Below are 17,191 nucleotides of genomic sequence, written 5' to 3'. Positions count from 1 at the left end.
CGAGTGATATATGGTCGAACATGACGCAAGCGTAAATGCTGTTTTTGAAGATGAAGGCTATGACAAACCCACTCTACTCGTGGTGGACGACATTCCAGAAAATATCGACGTTTTAGTCGCGTCTCTACGCGCAGAATACCGTATTAAAGTTGCCTTGAACGGTCCTCGCGCTTTGTCTATTGCCAAACAAAGTCCTAAACCAGATCTTATTTTGTTGGATGTAATGATGCCGGATATGGACGGCTACGAAGTTTGTCGCAGACTCAAAGCCGATCCTGTCACGGCCAATATCCCAGTGATTTTTGTCACCGCCAAACACGATGTGCGTGATGAAGAGCGCGGCTTTGCCATTGGTGCGGCGGACTATATTGCCAAGCCAATTAGCCCGCCTTTGGTACGTGCGCGCGTGCGTAACCAGATTGCTTTGTACAATCAAAACCGTCAACTAATGCAGAAAGTCCGTGAACGTACTAAAGAACTGCATGACAGCAAGGTACGCATCATTCATCACCTAGGTCGCGCCGTCGAATACAAAGACAATGAAACCGGCGCTCATGTGGTGCGTATGAGCTACATTTCCAAGCTGATCGCCGAGCAGTGTGTCGACGACCCTGAATGGGTAGAACGTGTGTTTCTCGCCGCGCCCATGCACGACGTCGGCAAAATCGGCATCGCTGACGCCATTCTACTCAAGCCTGGCAAGCTCGACCCCGATGAGTGGGAAGAAATGAAAAAACATACGCTGTTTGGCGCAGAGATTTTGTCGGTTGACGGTGATCCTCTGCTCGAAATGGCACGTTCGATTGCCCTGACCCATCATGAGCGCTGGGACGGTAAAGGCTACCCTGCTGGATTAAAGGGAGAAGAAATCCCTCTTGAAGGGCGTATTGTTGCCTTGGCCGATGTGATTGACGCCTTGCTGTCTAAGCGCCCTTACAAAGAAGCTTGGACCACAGAGCAAGCCTTTAACTATGTTCAGGATCAAGCCGGTCAGCATTTCGATCCCAAACTTGCTGACATTGCGTTAGATTTAATCGTGCAAATTACGGATGTGCGTAATCAATACCCTGACGAATAGGCTTTTTCTATTCTTAATAGTTTTTTTTTATCTAAGTTTTAGTAAAACACAATTTCAATTCGTCATACGGACCCCATAATATAGTCACTGTTGGTAACGCAAACAGCGAAACACACACTTACTAAGGAGCAATACATGATTAACACTCAAATCAAGCCATTCAACGCAACAGCATTCAAAGGCGGCGAGTTCGTAGACATTTCTGAAAAAGACGTTCTAGGTAAATGGGCAGTATTTTTCTTCTACCCAGCTGACTTCACTTTCGTTTGCCCAACTGAGCTTGAAGACCTAGCGAGCAAGTACGACGAACTACAATCAATGGGTGTTGAAGTATTCTCTGTATCTACAGACACTCACTTCTGTCACAAAGCTTGGCACGACACTTCTGCAGCAATCGGCAAAATCAACTACTACATGGTAGGTGACCAAACTGCGACTATCACGAACAACTTCGGTGTTCTACGTGAAGGTCAAGGTCTTGCTGACCGTGCTACTTTCTTGATCGACCCACAAGGTACGATTCAAGCGATGGAAATCACTGCAGAAGGTATCGGCCGTGACGCTGACGACCTAATGCGTAAAGTGAAAGCAGCTCAATACGTAGCAGCACACCCAGGTGAAGTTTGCCCAGCTAAATGGAAAGAAGGTGAAGCGACTCTTGCTCCATCTCTAGACCTAGTAGGCAAAATCTAAGACGCCTCTTCCTTTGTTGGGCGCTTAGCGCCCAACATCGGGCTTTGCCTTCCAGTGCAAGGCGTTGAAAGCCCAAATTTGAATTTTTCGAGCCATGGTACCTCACACCTCCCTCTCCTACAGAAGACAGGTGCTGACCTCACTCGCCCGAAATTTATAGGCACTGTAATCAAACTCAACTAAATAACGGATTAAAAATTATGTTAGACGCAAATATGAAACAACAGTTGGGCACATACCTTCAAAACATCGTTAGTCCGATTGCGATTACTGTGTCCTCAAATGGCAATGCAAAATCAGAAGAACTATTGGAATTGGCTCGTGAAATCACTGAGCTAAACCAAGCCAAAATTTCCATGTCTGTGGACGAAGCACCGCAAGGCCGCGCCCCACAAATGTCGGTTGGCCCGAAAGACAGCCAAGCGCGCGTGCATTTCGCAGGCATCCCGATGGGACACGAATTCACCTCTCTTGTACTAGCCCTACTACAAGCGGGTGGTCACCCATCTAAAGCAGCACCAGAAGTGCTACAACAAATTAAAGACCTAGACACTGAGCTGAACTTTGAAGTCTACATCTCTTTGTCTTGTCACAACTGTCCAGACGTGGTTCAAGCCGTTAACTTGATGGCGATTTTGAACCCGAAAGTGACGGCGACTATGATTGACGGTGGTCTGTTCCCACAAGAAATCGAAGATCGCAAGATCATGGGCGTACCAGCGGTGTTCCTAAATGGTGAGCACTTCGGCCAAGGCCGTATGACGCTGGATGAAATCCTCAATAAAGTCGACACGGGCGCCGAAGCGAAACAAGCCGCAGCCCTTGCTGAGAAAGAAGCCTACGACGTGCTAGTGGTTGGCGGTGGCCCAGCTGGCGCCGCTGCAGCGATCTACGCCGCGCGTAAAGGTATCCGTACCGGTGTCGTAGCTGAGCGCTTCGGTGGTCAGGTATCTGACACCATGGCGATCGAGAACTTTATCTCTGTGAAAGCCACTGACGGTCCAAAACTGGTCGCAGGTCTTGAGCAACACGTTCTAGATTACGATGTGGACCTAATGAAAACGCAAAAAGCCGTTCGCGTTGAGAAGAAAGAACTGATCGAAGTCGAGCTGGAAAACGGCGCAGTACTAAAGAGCAAAACCGTTGTCCTAGCGACCGGTGCGCGCTGGAGAGAAATGAACGTTCCAGGTGAGCAAGAGTACAAAACCAAAGGCGTAGCGTACTGCCCACACTGTGACGGCCCATTGTTCAAAGGCAAGAAAACAGCCGTGATCGGTGGTGGTAACTCAGGTATCGAAGCTGCTATCGACCTAGCTGGCTTAGTAGAACACGTAACGGTACTAGAGTTCAGCGACAAGCTACGTGCCGACGATGTATTGGTTAAGAAAGCGAAATCTCTACCAAACGTAACCATTATTACCGAAGCGCAAACGACGGAAGTATTGGGTAACGGTGAGCACGTTACTGGCCTTGCGTACACGGACCGTAAAACTGGTGAAGCACACAAACTGGAACTAGCGGGTATCTTCGTACAGATCGGTCTAGTACCAAACAGTGAGTTCCTAAAAGGTTCTCTAGAATTAACGGAACGTGGCGAAGTCATCATCGACACTCACGGCCGTACCTCAATGGAAGGTGTGTTTGCTGCGGGTGATGTTACCAACGTGCCGTTCAAACAAATCATCATCTCCATGGGCGCAGGTGCAACCGCAGCCCTAGGCGCTTTCGACCACTTGATCCGCAACTAAGCGCATCAAAGAAACGCTGAAAAACCAACCGCCCTCAGGCCACTGAGGGCGGTTTTTTTATTCGTGGCTTTATTATTGTGACCATACACGACTTAATCTAAGCTTTAATGGTAGTTTAACCCGCCAATAAGGATGAGAGATAAGACTAGGAGAGTCGTATGAAGTTTATTTTTGTGGATGCGGAGAATACAGGCTCCGCTTTACTTGAAGTTATTCAAGCAAGCATTTCCGATAAGGTATTGGTGTATTCTAAAAGTGAAAATATAAAAACCATTTGCGAACGTAAACTTTTTATTTTCAATTCAAGCTACCCGCAAGGCTCTAATCAAGCAGACTTTTATATTATCGGAGACCTTGTGGGCATCATTATGTCACTCACTGAAGAACAAAGAAAAGTTTGCCAATTCATTCTTTTCAGCGAAGACAATGCTCTGAAAACAGCTTTTAACTTTCAATGTCAGCTGCATAAGGTTTCACACAACATCGCAGTATTTTCAAAGGCAAAAGAAGTAGAGAAGAAACCGAGCAAGCCTCTCCAGGAAAAAGAAACAGCCCCCAAAACACCGACACTTGAACAGCTGGAAGCGAAAATACTTAAAACATTTAGTAGTCCAAAAACAGCAGAGTCAGCAAGAACTTCTTTAAAACTCCCAAGCAATACTTTCAATCAAGCATTTCAATCATTAATCCGTAAAAACAAGATTCAGCGAGACAAAAATGCTAAGAAAAAGTGGGTCGCCTAAAGCAGCCTATCCTTTTATATCAACACAATAGGTAAATATGAAAACTATCTTAGCTCTACTTTTCACACTACTTTTAGCATTTCCAGCACTTAGTCTTGCCGATGATGTTCGCCTACAACAAGCCTTTGAAAGCCAACAAAGCGATCTGCAAATTCAAGGCAGCGGTACGGTTTTGAAGGTACTCAAGGACGATACCAAGGGCTCAAAACATCAGCGTTTTATCTTACAGCTGGGTAATGGTCAGACTTTATTGGTAGCGCATAATATTGACCTTGCACCACGCATCCCAAACCTTAAAGTGGGCGACGCGGTGGAGTTTTACGGTGAATACGAATGGAATAAAAAAGGCGGCGTGATGCACTGGACGCACCATGACCCACGTGGCCGCCACCCACATGGCTGGCTCAAACACGATGGTCAAATGTATCGGTAATCTCTAACAAGCCTAGCTGATGGAAACCAGATGCGATGATTATGACGGCAAATAGCTTATAGTAATTCCTGAGTTTCGGTTAGGTTGTTTATTACGCATTCGGCATAGGAAAGTTGTTATCGTGATTTCGCAATTACCAAAATGGGTTGAGCTTGGAGCATTTATCCTCGCGTTAATAGCCGGGTCAGTAAATGCTATTGGCTTGTTGGGGTTTGAGCATCAATCGGTATCTCACTTATCTGGTACGGCAACTCTCTTGGGAACAGGGCTGATTAATCACTCTTTTCACACCGCTCTGCATCTTGTCGGGGTAATGGTTTTCTTTGTTGTTGGTGCCGCTACGGCGGGGTTTCTGTTGCACGGTTCCACACTAAAACTTGGACGTCACTATGATACGGCGCTGTTCATCGAAGCAGGCTTATTGTTAACGGCTTTAGGGTTTCTTTCACAGAACTCATTTTATGGACACTTCTTTGCTTCCGCGGCTTGCGGCTTACAAAACGCACTGGCAACTACCTACAGCGGTGCCATCATTCGTACCACGCATTTAACAGGCATCTTTACGGATTTGGGGATTATGCTAGGGAGTTTGTTTAAAGGTAAGCCGCTCGATTCTCGAAAAGCAAAGCTGTTTACCCTGATTATTGTGGGATTTATTGTTGGTAGCAGCTTAGGCGCGCTGTTATTCATACAGCTCAAGTTTACCGCATTATTATTTCCCGCCGCCATTTGCTGTCTACTCGCACTGACGTACCGTATTTATTTACGAAAACTTCAGCCTACGGGCTAGCGGATACTTGAGCACGACTAAGATTCAGACACAAGTCCCAGCATATCTTGTTCAAAATAGGCCAAAGCACGGCGTTCTATTCGACGAATGCCCGCTTGCTGTGCTTCGCTTAAATGGCGGTATTTGGAGGCGGCACCAAAGTCGCCAAATAAGAGATGGCTCTCAGGATTAATCAGCACATTATGGGCGTAGAGATCCCCATGACTAACCTGTTTGCTTTCCAAATGCGCCACCAAGGATCGCATTTGCGCGATGATGAACTCCGCTTGCTCGACACTAAAAGATTGTCCTTGAGTAAAGGTATCGCGGGTACAGGACACTAGGCTCGGAGGCTGACCAAGGTTGTTATAGTTGCTGGGGATTAAATCCATCACCAACGCCGCACAGTCTGGTTCATGAATATGTGCTAGGGGTTTGACTAGGTTTTCATGAGCGCCAACGGTTAAGCAGGCATCGAGCTCGTCTTGTGGGTAACCATCACTGGTGACCTGTCCTTTAAAGACCTTTACCGCGACCGCATCAGCAAAGCCATTCAAATTCTGCAACCAGCTTGCTTTGGAAATCAGTCCTGATGCGCCCTGCCCTAGCACTTCGTGCAGCTGTAACTCTGTTGAGGCGACTTGAGTAAAATCTAAATGCTCATCGCGCGGCGCGCAAAATGGATTACCGGAGAACGCCAGCCAAGCAAGCTTAGGCAAATCCAGCAGCACATCAGGGAACGCAGTGAATTGATTGGCCGCGAGACGCAACAGTCGAAGATTGTTAAGACTGGCAAAAGAGTCCGGTAATTCACGAATCGCATTGCCCGCTAACATCAGCTTTTCCAGACACGCTAAGCGGCCGATGGCATCAGGCAGGGCCGTAATTTGATTATCGGTTAGGATTAACCAGCGCGTACGAACCGGCAGACAGTGTTCCGATACAGTTTTTATCTGACAAGACTTAAAACCAATCATCTCCAATTCGGGCATTTGTCCCAGCACATCGGGCACATGCTTAAAAGGGTTATTGGAGCCAAACAAGATTTTTAGTTTGCTTAAGCGAGTGAAGTCCGATGGTAAATCCGTCAGTTGATTGCCCGACAGATCAAGCACCTCAAGGGTATCCGACAGCGTGTAAATTTCCTTAGGAAATTCAGTCAGTTGCTCGCTTAGCTTAAGATAGGTTGCGCCGTGGCATTCACCACGACGCAATTGTTCCAAGGTCGATAGTGCCATTAAAATCTAGTCTTGAAACGCGATAGGCAAGAGGAAGAAAATTAAGTAAATAAACCACACCACCGCAAACACACCACCGACACCCATCATCCAGCGTAGACCTAGGGCCTTTTTCTGTTTTTGCTCTGGGTTTTCTGCACGAAAGTTAGCCACAGCTTGATCGGCATCAGCGGCGTCAATCGAGCCAACATTGGCGTAACCACAAAGGGTCAGTTGCTGAATCACCTCAGCGTCTTGCTCGGCGCGATACAGATGTTCTCGTTTTAAAACGGTATAAGTTGGCATTCGGTTATCTCTTGCTAATAGCGCTATTTTTCATGGGGCAAATGCTATCATTTCTCAACTATGATAGGGAGTCACTTTGCACCGATTAAGCCGTCTCACTGGCTAATCTTCGCCTATCAAAGACCACAGTAGCTGTTACAATGTTCCCCTTACTTCAATGCAAATGGACTTGAGATCATGCCGTTTTTATTTGTTTTGCTAATCGCCATTTGGTCGACCGGCTTTATCACTGGCAAGTTCATTGTCGGGCTGATCGACCCAAACGTGTATCTCGCCATTCGCTTTGCCCTCGCTGGTGCCATTTTTGTTGTGCTGGCACTGCTATTCAAACGTCCATTTCCTGCGCGCTCAGAGTGGCCTAAGCACGTTATCGCTGGGGTCTTGCTGAATGCGTTTTACCTGAGTTTTGCCTACATTGCCTTGGCACAAGGATTACCCGCAGGAGTGATGGCTTTAATTGGTTCAGTACAACCGATATTGGTCACCCTGCTAGCATTCGTGTTTATCAAAGAGAAAACCAGCCTATTGGGCGTTATCGGCATGCTGATTGCCATTGCGGGCTTATTACTGGTTATCAGCCCGTCACTGCTGCACACACAAGAAGTGGCAAGCTTCAGCATCTGGCTGGCCATGATGGGCTTGGCGGGGGTAATCAGCTTAGCGCTGGGCTCGATTTATCAAAAAATGTCGATTGCCGGCTCTGACATCATCGCCTCCATGGCAATTCAGAACCTTTCTGCCGCAGTGGTTTCGGGTGGTTTTATGCTGGCACTCGAGGAAACCTTGCTGGTGCCGAGCATGATGAGCTATGCCTTAATTGCTTGGGGTGTGATTGTCCTATCCTGCGGAGGCGTGTTCCTACTGGTGTGGATGCTGCGTAAGATCCCTGCCGCTCAAGTCTCCACCCTAATGCTATTGGTGCCCCCTTTGGCCGCCATCGAAGGCTACTTCTTATTTGGCGAAGCGCTATCAAGGCTACAATTGATTGGCGTGGTCACCACCTTGTGTGGTGTCTATCTTAGTCGTCTAAAATGGCCTTCAAAAAAGCAACCAGCCATGACCAGCGCCAAATAAAGCGTTACTCAGGCTCTTGTGCCGTTGGCTTGGCTTGGATAAAAAGCGTCCCCACTTGCACATCGATCACTTCTACCAAGGTGCCTTCAGCAATGGGTTGCTGGCTGGCCAGACGCCAGTCCACCCCTGAAAAACGATAGCTGCCAGACGGCTTAGCAGAGGTGTCCATCGGCAAATAAAAGCTGTGCCCGATCAAATCACTCTGTACGGCTTTGTGCTCTGTTGGCGTTTGCATGCGCTTAAAGATCGGCCAAAGTACAACCCCCAGCGCCACAGTAAATCCTGTCGTGGCCATCAGCGCCCACGGCCATGTACTGGGCACCCAACCTAGGTACATGGATAACGCCGTCAGTAGCAGGCCTAAGCCAGTCAACAACAGCACTATCGTGCTCATGCCCAGCACCAACACTTCAATGGCCAGCAGCACTAGCCCTAAAATGGCCAACACTTGGATGAGGTAAGACGACAAAAGCTCCATTACATACTCTTATTCAGTTGATTGATGATCGACGTAGCTTGGGCGACTAAGGCGTTAGCATCGGTGGCGCTGTCCGGCAATATCACCACCGAAGACTCTTTCGCGATCGCCTGTTTCGCTTCAATAGCTTTGCCTGCCAACTCCAGTTGGATGGCTTTTTGACCATCTTCTGTATTCGCTTGAGCACCAATGGTTTGCAGTGCTTGTGCCTTCGCATCCGCCACCGCAATAATGGCCTTGGCCTCACCTTCGGCACGCAGCACTTGCTCAGCCTTGTCGGCTTCTGCCGCCAAGACAATGGCTTGTTTTTCACCTTCGGCACGGTTAATGGCCGCCTGACGATCCCCTTCCGACTCTAGGATCTGCGCCCGCTTCACCCGCTCGGCTTTCATCTGCGCTTCCATGGCTTCCATCACCGACTGGGGCGGAATAATGTCTTTGATCTCGTAACGCAATACCTGAATGCCCCATGGGCCTGAGGCCTCATTAATCGACGAAACAATATTGGTATTGAGGGCATCACGCTCTTCAAAGGTCTTATCCAGCTCCATCTTACCCAGTTCAGAACGCATGGTGGTTTGTGACAATTGCGTCACCGCAAACACATAATCGTCGACCCCATAAGTTGCCTTGTAGGGATCCAGTACGCGAAAGTACAGCACTCCGTCCACATGCAGGGAGATATTGTCTTTGGTAATCGCGCTTTGCTGTGGCACATCCACCGCTTGCTCCTTCAAGGAACGGTCGGCGGCAATCCGATCAATCAATGGGATCAGGAAGTTCAAGCCCGCTTCTCGAGTACTTTGGTATTTACCAAATCGCTCAATGATGTAGGCGCGGTTTTGCGGTACGAAAATAACGGATGATTTTAGAAACAACAGCGCAAAAATCAGCAGCGCCACCGGTATGGTAATTAGGTAATCCAACACAAACTGCACGATATCCATGAAACGCTCCTTTTCAGATAGTTATACAAACATATACCATTTACAGCGAAACTGCCTGACCTAACAAAAACAAACGGAGCCCTATGGCTCCGTTCTCTCTTGTGCTTCTTTTAGCGCTTGCTGCGGTAAGTAATAACGTCGGTAGAAAGTCACCCCTAGAGCAAATGCCAGCAAGGCCGACAAACCACTGATACCAATCGACCAGCGGGCACCAAATGTATCCGCAATCCAACCCACTAACGGTGCGCCTAATGCGGTACTACCCAGCATGGTCGCCAGTGCAATGGCCATCACGCGGCCTCGATACATACGTACCGTCGACAGTTGAATAAAAGTAAACGAAGAAATCGTCAGTAGCTGTACGCTCAACCCCAGTACGGACATCATCACAGCAAAGGTTAGGAAGCTTGGCGCTAACGCCAGTAACGAGGCACTGACTGCCACACCGGCAGGAAGGCACACCAAAAAGCCCATGGTTGGCTGCTTGCGGCTCGCAGTAATCAAGGCCCCTGCGATCGAGCCAATTGCCATCATCGAAATTAACAAGCCGTACTGACCTGCATGGCCATCAAACACCTGTACCGTCATCGCTGATAAGTACACAGGGAAGTTCATCGCCAAGGCCGTGATCATGGCCACCATCACCAGCACAACAATCATTTCACGGTGCTGATTTAGGTAGCGAAAGCCATCCAAAAAGCCGGTATTTTGCGTTTTCTCGGTTTTGCCTTCTTTGCCGATCAGGGTGCGTTTACCCAACAAATACAAGACCACTAACAAGGGGCCAAAGGTCACTACGTTCAGCACAAACACCCAACCTGCGCCCACTGCGGCAATCAAGATGCCGGCAATTGCAGGACCAATCAAACGTGCCGAGTGGAACGACATGGAGTTCAGTGACACTGCGTTCGGCACTTCTTTTTCGGTGACCACATCCGAAACAAAAGCATGACGCGCTGGCGCATCAAAAGCCGCCACAACGCCCAACGCTAATGCACAGGCATACACGTGCCACAACACAATGACACCTGAAATCGCCAACACACCTAAAATAAGCGCTAACAGCGCCATGGCGATTTGCGTGCCCAGTAATAGTTTACGACGATCAATACGATCTGCGGCCCAACCGGTGACCGGCAACAAAATAATTTGCGGGATAAACTGCAGAAACACCACGATACCCACCGCCGCCGCATTGTGGTCGGACAGTTCGGAAATAACGATCCAATCCTGTGCGGTACGTTGTAGCCAAGTACCGATATTTGACACGAATGCCGCAAGCACCCAGAGACGGAAGTTTGTATTCGATAAAGCGCGGAAGGTGGCGGGTAATTGCATTTCGCGAGAGAGGTCCTGTTCCAATAGTTATAGCACTATTGAAACAGGTTCTGAGAAAGCTGCAATGGGTAGCACAATGTTTCCCCGAAAAGCAGCGAAAATACTTATTTAAGCGCGTTTTTCAGCTTAATCCGCTAGTTCAACCACCAAGTCACTGCTGATGGCTTCAACCGCTTTTTCTAAGGTCTCTAATGAACAGTCGCTTGGTAGTAGGACTTCGATCTCAGCTTTGAACAGCATTTCCGAGCTCATCGGTGCTGGTTCACAGTAGCTATTCAAATCCACTACGTTGGCACCCAACATACTCAGTGTTTTCGACACTTCACGGATAATGCCAGTACGATCATTGCCCATTACAGACAAGACCACCATTTCGCCTGTTGATACGTGTTTATTTGCTACTTCAACAGAGACTTTTAGGCCAACAGAAGAGAGATCCTGTAGCGCTTTGATCAACGATGCTTCGTTTTCTTTGGGGACTTCAACGGTGACAATGCCGGCAAACTTATCGGCCAAATGCGCCATGCGGCTCTCACTCCAGCTTGCCTGATGTTCGGCTACTACGTGAGACAAGGCTTCTACCAATCCTGGACGATCATCACCAATTACCGTCAACACTAAATGCTGTGTCATAAGGCCATCCTTATTGTTGTTACTGCATACGATAGATTCAGTATAAACCCGTCTTTTAGCTTACGTCAGCAAGAAAAACACTTTCCTCAGACTCACCTCATAGATATTTGATCTAACCATCTAGCGATGCATTTCTAGGGGAAGCAAACTTTGTAACAGGACTTTCGCTAAACAAAGTTCAAGATTCAGCCTTCTCTCCCGATAAATTAGATATAATTAATCGGTGCTTTTTAGCGTTATCATGACAACACTGTTTTTTATAACTGCATAATTGCTTGATACATGGACCGACGTCGATGCGACGCGTGGCGCATTTTTTAGAGAATAAATACGGACCCCTATGCTCCCAACAGAATTATCACAAGTGGAACAAAAAGACGCCGTGAACCTACTCTACAGCAATGTAGGCATGGGGTTACTGATTACATTTCTGACGTCTACCGTCTTAGTATTTACCTTCCCACACGAAGGCTCCCAGCGTATTGCACAATTGATTTGGTGGGGCGCCGTCAGTGCAGTAGTACTGTTTCGCTTTGTCGATCTGGGGTACTTCTTTTTAAAAGCACGTCACCGTGACAGCTTTACCTATGGCCGAGCCCTATCACGTTTTACCTTTAGTGCCTTGATTAGCGGTATCCTCTGGAGTGTGTATTCGGTCATTGTGGTGCAGAACAATAATTGGGCCGAGCTGGCCATTACCTGCATCGTCATTGCGGCCTTCTCTGGTGGCTCAGTGACCTTTCTCTCGGGTTCTCGTAAATTATCCATGTTCTATTGCGGCATGTTGTCCTTGCCGCTGGGTATTGCCTTGTTGCTATCCAGCCAAGAAGACTACGACACCCTTGGCTACTTAACGATCGCGTTCTTCTTTGTGATGGTGACCGGAGCCAGTAAAGCCGCGCGTTATACGGCCCGTTCGATCCATTTGAAGCATCAAAACGATCACCTGCTGTCCCATATGGAACAAGAGGTGGCTAAGCGTACCCAAGAGATTTATTCGCTCTCTAATATTGACCCACTGACTGGCCTATATAACCGCAAAGCCTTTTCCGAAAAACTCGAATACCGCTTACAAACTCAGCCAAACTCCAAGCTGGCGGTGCTGTTTATCGACTTAGATGGTTTTAAAACCATCAACGATTCCCTTGGCCATGAAACCGGTGATGCCGTGATTCGTGAAGTCAGTAAACGTATTCAACAAAATATCGAACCAACCGATCTACTGTGTCGTTGGGGTGGCGATGAGTTTTTATTAGCGGTTGAGCAACATGATGAATTGCTAGAAAATGCGCAGGAAATCATCGACCTAATTTCCATTCCATACATCATTGACGGCTCAAAATTGTCATTGGGCGCGACCATTGGTATCTCCTATTACCCACAGCATGGCAGCCAGCATGAGCGCTTGATTCAACGTGCAGACATGGCTATGTACAACCAGAAGCGTGCTAAAAAAGGCCGCGCTGGCGTGTTTGACGAATCCCTACGAGAGCAACTAATGCGCGAGATTCGTTTACGGGATCACTTGGAAAATGCCATCCATCGCCATGAGCTGTTCTTGGTGTATCAACCTATCATCGCCGCTGAAACGGGTCGTATCGATTCTGTCGAAGCACTACTGCGCTGGCGTTTAGACAATGAAATGATTCCGCCGGATGAGTTTATCGGCATCGCCGAGCAATATGGTTTTATCCGCGCCATTGGTCTATGGGTCTTAGGTGAAGCCTGCCTAGCCGGCAAACGCATGCAAGCTCATCACGAAGGTCTAGGGGTGAGCGTAAACGTCTCCATCCAACAGCTGTTGGATGACGATTTCCCGAACGAAGTGGCAGCCACCCTCAAACGCACCGACTTCCCCGCCGAGTGTTTGGATTTGGAAATCACGGAATCCTTGTTTGCTCATGATAAGCACCGTTTGATCGACAATATCAAACGCCTAAAAGACTTAGGCGTTCAGGTTTCCATTGATGACTTTGGTACCGGTTATTCTTCACTCTCTGTAATGCAAGAGTTTGACGTGGACTACGTTAAGATCGACCGTAGCTTTATCTGGACCATGGACACTGGCGGCCGCGCGATTGTTGAAGCCGTGTCTCAGATTGCCAGCGCCTTTGATTACAAAGTCGTGGCCGAAGGGGTCGAGACCGAGGACCAGCGTCGCTTGCTAACGAATATGGGCATTGAGTATTTGCAGGGCTACTTATTCCTACCGCCTGTGCCGGAAAATGAGCTGATCCAACACCTGGGTTGAATACGACACAGATTATGAATTAATTCTGAAACTCCTAAAAATGAGCGCCGTTGGCGCTCTTTTTTTGTCAAACTGAACAGATGACAAGGAGATGATCATGAAGAAAAGCCTAACTCTTATCGCCCTAGCGACGCTCGTTAGCGCCTGCTCTAATTCCGATTGGCGTACCGCTAGCCGCGAGCCAGCGGGGATTGCCCCAGATCCACAACAAGAGCCCGAAGCTGTGATTGAAGTCTACGGCGCCGATGCCTTCAGTTGGCGCGGTTGGTTTGCCATCCATACTTGGATTGCCACCAAGGAGGCCGGAGCAGATCAATATAAAGTACACGAAGTAGTAGGTTGGCGAGTGGATCGTGGTCAACCAGCGCTATACAGCTACAACACGGAAACACCTGATCGCTACTGGTTTGGCGCTAAGCCAGAGAAAATTTTATCGCTCAAAGGTGAAAAGGCCGCTGAACTGATCCCTAAAATCGATCAAGCAGTAAACGAGTATCCTTGGAAAAACGAATACACCGTCTTCCCAGGTCCCAACAGCAACACCTTTCCAGCATGGGTCGGCCAGCAAGTTCCAGAGTTAGGTTTGACTCTACCCTTTAGCGCCATCGGCAGTGGCTACGCCAAATAGCGTAGTCACCACTTGGGGAGCTTAATGTTTTGTTGAACTAGGATTCGGCACAAAGTTAATCACAGCCGCATCGCCTTCTGGAGCAGAGGAATGTGGCTGGTTCACACGTGTCGCGATCTCTTGTGGTTGTGCTTGCACCACTGTTGATTGCTCATCTTGATAACCGCAAGCCACACACTCACGGTACTGCTTCTCAGCTTCGTCATCGCGCCATGCACGAATCTTATCCATCTCACTACAACGTGGGCACACTGCCCCCGCGATAAAGCGTTTGGTTGTCATTATTTACCTCGGTTTATTGGTACTGGCTCGATGCTTTTGTACCTTAGCGACGCTCGCTTTTTAACTTGGCTTGCACTTGGTTCCTTTTCACTCGGGCGTGGCGCATCCCTGCGCCAGAGCCCTCGCGCCACCGTCCTTGGTGGCTGTTGAAAAGGAACACAAGTGACGCCTAATCAGGCCTTAGTATTCTCTGCGAACGCATTAGCGAGTTGATCCAGGTCCCTTTTGACCGCGTCCATGGATGGACGCACGAAACGTTAGGTGCAGGGATGCACCTTCGTTGAGGCAAAAGGGTCTGGAGCAATAAGCTTTTGCTGACCTGTTATTACTCAAAAGCAGACGCCATGGATGGCGTCGACCGACCGTCTGGGGCAGGGATGCCCCACGGTCGGCGTTGAGTAATAAGCGTTCAAGCACCCTCTGCCACTTTCGTCGCAGCAAAAAGTACTAAGCCGCAATGCCACTATGGCGCAGTAGCGCATCGACACTTGGCTCACGGCCACGGAAGGCTTCAAATAGCTCAGCCGCAGGGCGTGAACCGCCGTTTGCCAATATGGTATCACGGAAGTGGGCACCAGTTTCAGTGTTGAAAATGCCATCTTCCTCGAATTTTGAGAAGGCATCCGCAGACAGTACTTCGGCCCACTTATAGCTGTAGTAACCCGCCGCGTAGCCACCAGCAAAGATATGCGAGAAGCTATTTTGGAAGCGGTTAAACGCTGGTGGAACAGTTACCGCCACTTGGCTACGCACTTCGTCTAATACGTCTTGCGCCTTAAGGCCGTCTTTATATTCACGATGTAAGCGGAAGTCGAACAGAGAGAACTCCAACTGACGCACCATTTGCATGCCGGACTGGAAGTTTTTCGCTGCCAGCATCTTATCTAATAGATCTTGTGGCAGTGGCTCGTTGGTTTCGTAATGACCTGCAATGTGCGCTAGGGCTTCCGGCTCCCAACACCAGTTTTCCATAAACTGACTTGGTAACTCGACCGCATCCCAAGCCACACCGTTGATGCCTGACACAGAAGAAACCTCTACCTGCGTCAGCATCTGATGCAGACCATGGCCAAATTCGTGGAACAGCGTGGTGACTTCATCGTGTGTCAAAAGCGCTGGTTTATCACCAATTGGCTGGGTGAAGTTACACACTAGGTACGCCACTGGCAGCTGCAAACGGCCATCCTCTAAGCGGCGACGCACACGACATTCATCCATCCATGCACCACCACGTTTGCCTTCGCGGGCATAGGGATCTAGGTAAAAGCGCGCAACGTCTTCGCCATTTTTCGAGATGGTAAATAACTGCACATCTTTGTGGTAGTTGTCAAAACCGGACTCTTCGCGAATATCGATACCAAACAGTGTTTGCGCGGTGTAGAACAAGCCAGATAGAACTTTATTGATTGGGAAGTAAGGACGCAGTACTTCTTGCGAAATCGAGTATTTTTTCTCGCGCAGTTTCTCCGCGTAGTAACCCACATCCCAAGAATTCAGCTCTTCCACGCCATGCTCTGCTTTGGCGAAGGCTTTCAGATCAGCTAAGTCACTTTCTGCAGACGGCTTAGACTTGACTGCAAGATCGCTCAAGAAATCCACTACTTGCTGACCATTCTCGGCCATTTTGGTCGCCACAGACAGCTCTGCGTAGTTTTCAAAACCAAGGATCTGCGCCATTTCATGGCGAAGTGCTAGGATTTCGTCGATCAAAGGCGCGTTGTCGAACTTGCCTTCGCTGCTGAGTTCCGACGCGCGCGTAGCGTAGGCAGTGTACATCTCTTTACGCAGCTCTTGGCTGTCGGCGTAGTTCATCACTGGCAAGTAAGAAGGAATGTCCAAAGTGAACAACCAGCCCTGTTGCTCTTTCGCTTCGGCCATTTGCTTGGCTTGCGCTAGAGCCGACTCAGGCAGACCCGCAAGCTCTGCCTCGTCGGTGATCAGCTTGCTCCAAGCACGAGTCGAGTCCAATACGTTTTCGCCAAACTGACTGCTTAGCTCTGACAGACGCGAGCTGATTTCGCCATAGCGTTTTTTCGGTTCGCCTTCTAGACCGACACCCGATAGTTCAAAGTCACGGATGGTTTGCGTTAACGCTTCACTTTGCGCAGGCGTTAGAGACTTGGCTTCGTCACTTTCCGCTAGGGCTTTGTAGGCTTCATACAGGGCTTTGTTTTGGCCCAATTCAGTGTAGTAGTCACTCAGTTTTGGCAAACATCCATTGTAGGCTTCACGAATTTCAGGAGTGTTTTGCACTGAGTTTAGGTGACTGATTGGCGACCAAAAATGGCCTAGGCGATCGTGAATTTCATCCAAGGGTGTGGCTAGGCTCGCCCACGTTGGCTGGGTGTTCTTTTCTACTACCGCAGCGATGTCAGCGCGGTTCTTCTCCAATAAAGCTTCCAAGTCGGCAACGATGTTCTTGGGCTCGACCTTGGAAAATTCTGGCAATGTCGTAGCGTCCCATACGGATTGTGTCATATCGTGATATCCTTTTTGGCGTTCGCAGGATGCAATGGCACCCTTGCAGAAATAGGTTTAGTACTGCCCTATAAGATATGTGGTCTTGGCGCTTT

General features: G+C 48.6%; 17 protein-coding genes. 9 read left to right on the top strand and 8 right to left on the bottom strand.

The genetic code is table 11. The annotated features are described in order from the left end of the window. Positions 1 to 10 precede the first annotated feature (10 nt). From ACOSVP_RS10490 to ACOSVP_RS10465, 6 genes are all read left to right on the top strand, one after another. Positions 11 to 1,078: a response regulator gene (locus tag ACOSVP_RS10490; RefSeq protein ID WP_487347452.1), complete on the top strand. Its 1,068-nt coding sequence runs from the start codon at positions 11 to 13 to the stop codon at positions 1,076 to 1,078. A 135-nt stretch (positions 1,079 to 1,213) separates the two neighbouring features. Beyond that, on the top strand, positions 1,214 to 1,771 hold the full coding sequence (ahpC, locus tag ACOSVP_RS10485) for an alkyl hydroperoxide reductase subunit C (protein ID WP_487347451.1): 558 nt from the start codon (positions 1,214 to 1,216) through the stop codon (positions 1,769 to 1,771). A 200-nt stretch (positions 1,772 to 1,971) separates the two neighbouring features. Next, entirely contained in the window at positions 1,972 to 3,519 is a 1,548-nt protein-coding gene (gene ahpF, locus ACOSVP_RS10480; RefSeq protein WP_487347450.1) for an alkyl hydroperoxide reductase subunit F, read from the top strand. 158 nt (positions 3,520 to 3,677) lie between these two features. Then, positions 3,678 to 4,262 carry a hypothetical protein gene (locus tag ACOSVP_RS10475; protein WP_487347449.1) on the top strand — a complete coding sequence of 195 codons (585 nt, stop codon included), beginning with the start codon at positions 3,678 to 3,680 and terminating at the stop codon, positions 4,260 to 4,262. A 37-nt stretch (positions 4,263 to 4,299) separates the two neighbouring features. Then, complete coding sequence (locus ACOSVP_RS10470) at positions 4,300 to 4,695, top strand: DUF3465 domain-containing protein (protein WP_487347448.1); 396 nt, start codon at positions 4,300 to 4,302, stop codon at positions 4,693 to 4,695. Positions 4,696 to 4,816: 121 nt separating this feature from the next. Continuing rightward, positions 4,817 to 5,485, top strand: coding sequence for a YoaK family protein (locus tag ACOSVP_RS10465; RefSeq protein WP_487347447.1), 669 nt, complete (start codon positions 4,817 to 4,819; stop codon positions 5,483 to 5,485). A gap of 17 nt (positions 5,486 to 5,502) precedes the next feature. Here the strand turns inward: ACOSVP_RS10465 and ACOSVP_RS10460 are convergent, their stop codons facing one another. Next, on the bottom strand, positions 5,503 to 6,702 hold the full coding sequence (locus ACOSVP_RS10460) for a leucine-rich repeat-containing protein kinase family protein (RefSeq protein WP_487347446.1): 1,200 nt from the start codon (positions 6,700 to 6,702) through the stop codon (positions 5,503 to 5,505). 6 nt (positions 6,703 to 6,708) lie between these two features. Next, positions 6,709 to 6,987 (bottom strand): hypothetical protein, encoded by a 279-nt coding sequence (locus ACOSVP_RS10455; protein WP_487347445.1) that lies wholly within the window; start codon positions 6,985 to 6,987, stop codon positions 6,709 to 6,711. A 177-nt stretch (positions 6,988 to 7,164) separates the two neighbouring features. Here ACOSVP_RS10455 and ACOSVP_RS10450 point away from each other — a divergent pair, with 177 nt between their 5' ends. Next, the gene (locus ACOSVP_RS10450) at positions 7,165 to 8,061 is read left to right on the top strand and encodes a DMT family transporter (protein WP_487347444.1); all 897 of its coding nucleotides are present in this window, start codon (positions 7,165 to 7,167) and stop codon (positions 8,059 to 8,061) included. Positions 8,062 to 8,065: 4 nt separating this feature from the next. Here ACOSVP_RS10450 and ACOSVP_RS10445 read toward each other — a convergent pair whose 3' ends face one another. From ACOSVP_RS10445 to ACOSVP_RS10430, 4 genes are all read right to left on the bottom strand, one after another. Further along, complete coding sequence (locus ACOSVP_RS10445; RefSeq protein WP_487347443.1) at positions 8,066 to 8,539, bottom strand: NfeD family protein; 474 nt, start codon at positions 8,537 to 8,539, stop codon at positions 8,066 to 8,068. Continuing rightward, the gene (locus tag ACOSVP_RS10440; protein WP_487347442.1) at positions 8,539 to 9,486 is read right to left on the bottom strand and encodes an SPFH domain-containing protein; all 948 of its coding nucleotides are present in this window, start codon (positions 9,484 to 9,486) and stop codon (positions 8,539 to 8,541) included. The genes ACOSVP_RS10445 and ACOSVP_RS10440 overlap by 1 nt, the downstream gene beginning before the upstream one ends. Positions 9,487 to 9,567: 81 nt before the next feature. Beyond that, positions 9,568 to 10,824, bottom strand: coding sequence for an MFS transporter (locus ACOSVP_RS10435; protein ID WP_487347441.1), 1,257 nt, complete (start codon positions 10,822 to 10,824; stop codon positions 9,568 to 9,570). 126 nt (positions 10,825 to 10,950) lie between these two features. Beyond that, complete coding sequence (locus tag ACOSVP_RS10430) at positions 10,951 to 11,457, bottom strand: glycine cleavage system transcriptional repressor (protein ID WP_487347440.1); 507 nt, start codon at positions 11,455 to 11,457, stop codon at positions 10,951 to 10,953. A 340-nt stretch (positions 11,458 to 11,797) separates the two neighbouring features. Between ACOSVP_RS10430 and ACOSVP_RS10425 the strand changes: the two genes are divergently transcribed. Next, complete coding sequence (locus tag ACOSVP_RS10425) at positions 11,798 to 13,708, top strand: putative bifunctional diguanylate cyclase/phosphodiesterase (RefSeq protein ID WP_487347439.1); 1,911 nt, start codon at positions 11,798 to 11,800, stop codon at positions 13,706 to 13,708. A gap of 97 nt (positions 13,709 to 13,805) precedes the next feature. After that, positions 13,806 to 14,336, top strand: coding sequence for a DUF3750 domain-containing protein (locus ACOSVP_RS10420; RefSeq protein WP_487347438.1), 531 nt, complete (start codon positions 13,806 to 13,808; stop codon positions 14,334 to 14,336). A gap of 21 nt (positions 14,337 to 14,357) precedes the next feature. Here the strand turns inward: ACOSVP_RS10420 and ACOSVP_RS10415 are convergent, their stop codons facing one another. Beyond that, positions 14,358 to 14,618, bottom strand: a complete 261-nt coding sequence (locus tag ACOSVP_RS10415; protein ID WP_487347437.1) for a YheV family putative zinc ribbon protein — start codon at positions 14,616 to 14,618, stop codon at positions 14,358 to 14,360. A gap of 447 nt (positions 14,619 to 15,065) precedes the next feature. Then, positions 15,066 to 17,096 (bottom strand): oligopeptidase A, encoded by a 2,031-nt coding sequence (gene prlC / locus ACOSVP_RS10410; RefSeq protein WP_487347436.1) that lies wholly within the window; start codon positions 17,094 to 17,096, stop codon positions 15,066 to 15,068. Between the last annotated feature and the right edge of the window lie 95 nt (positions 17,097 to 17,191).

Source organism: Marinomonas sp. HM11-D (genome assembly GCF_057626615.1).
Note: the sequence above shows the minus strand (reverse complement) of the source record. Positions and strands in the feature narration are given on the sequence as shown.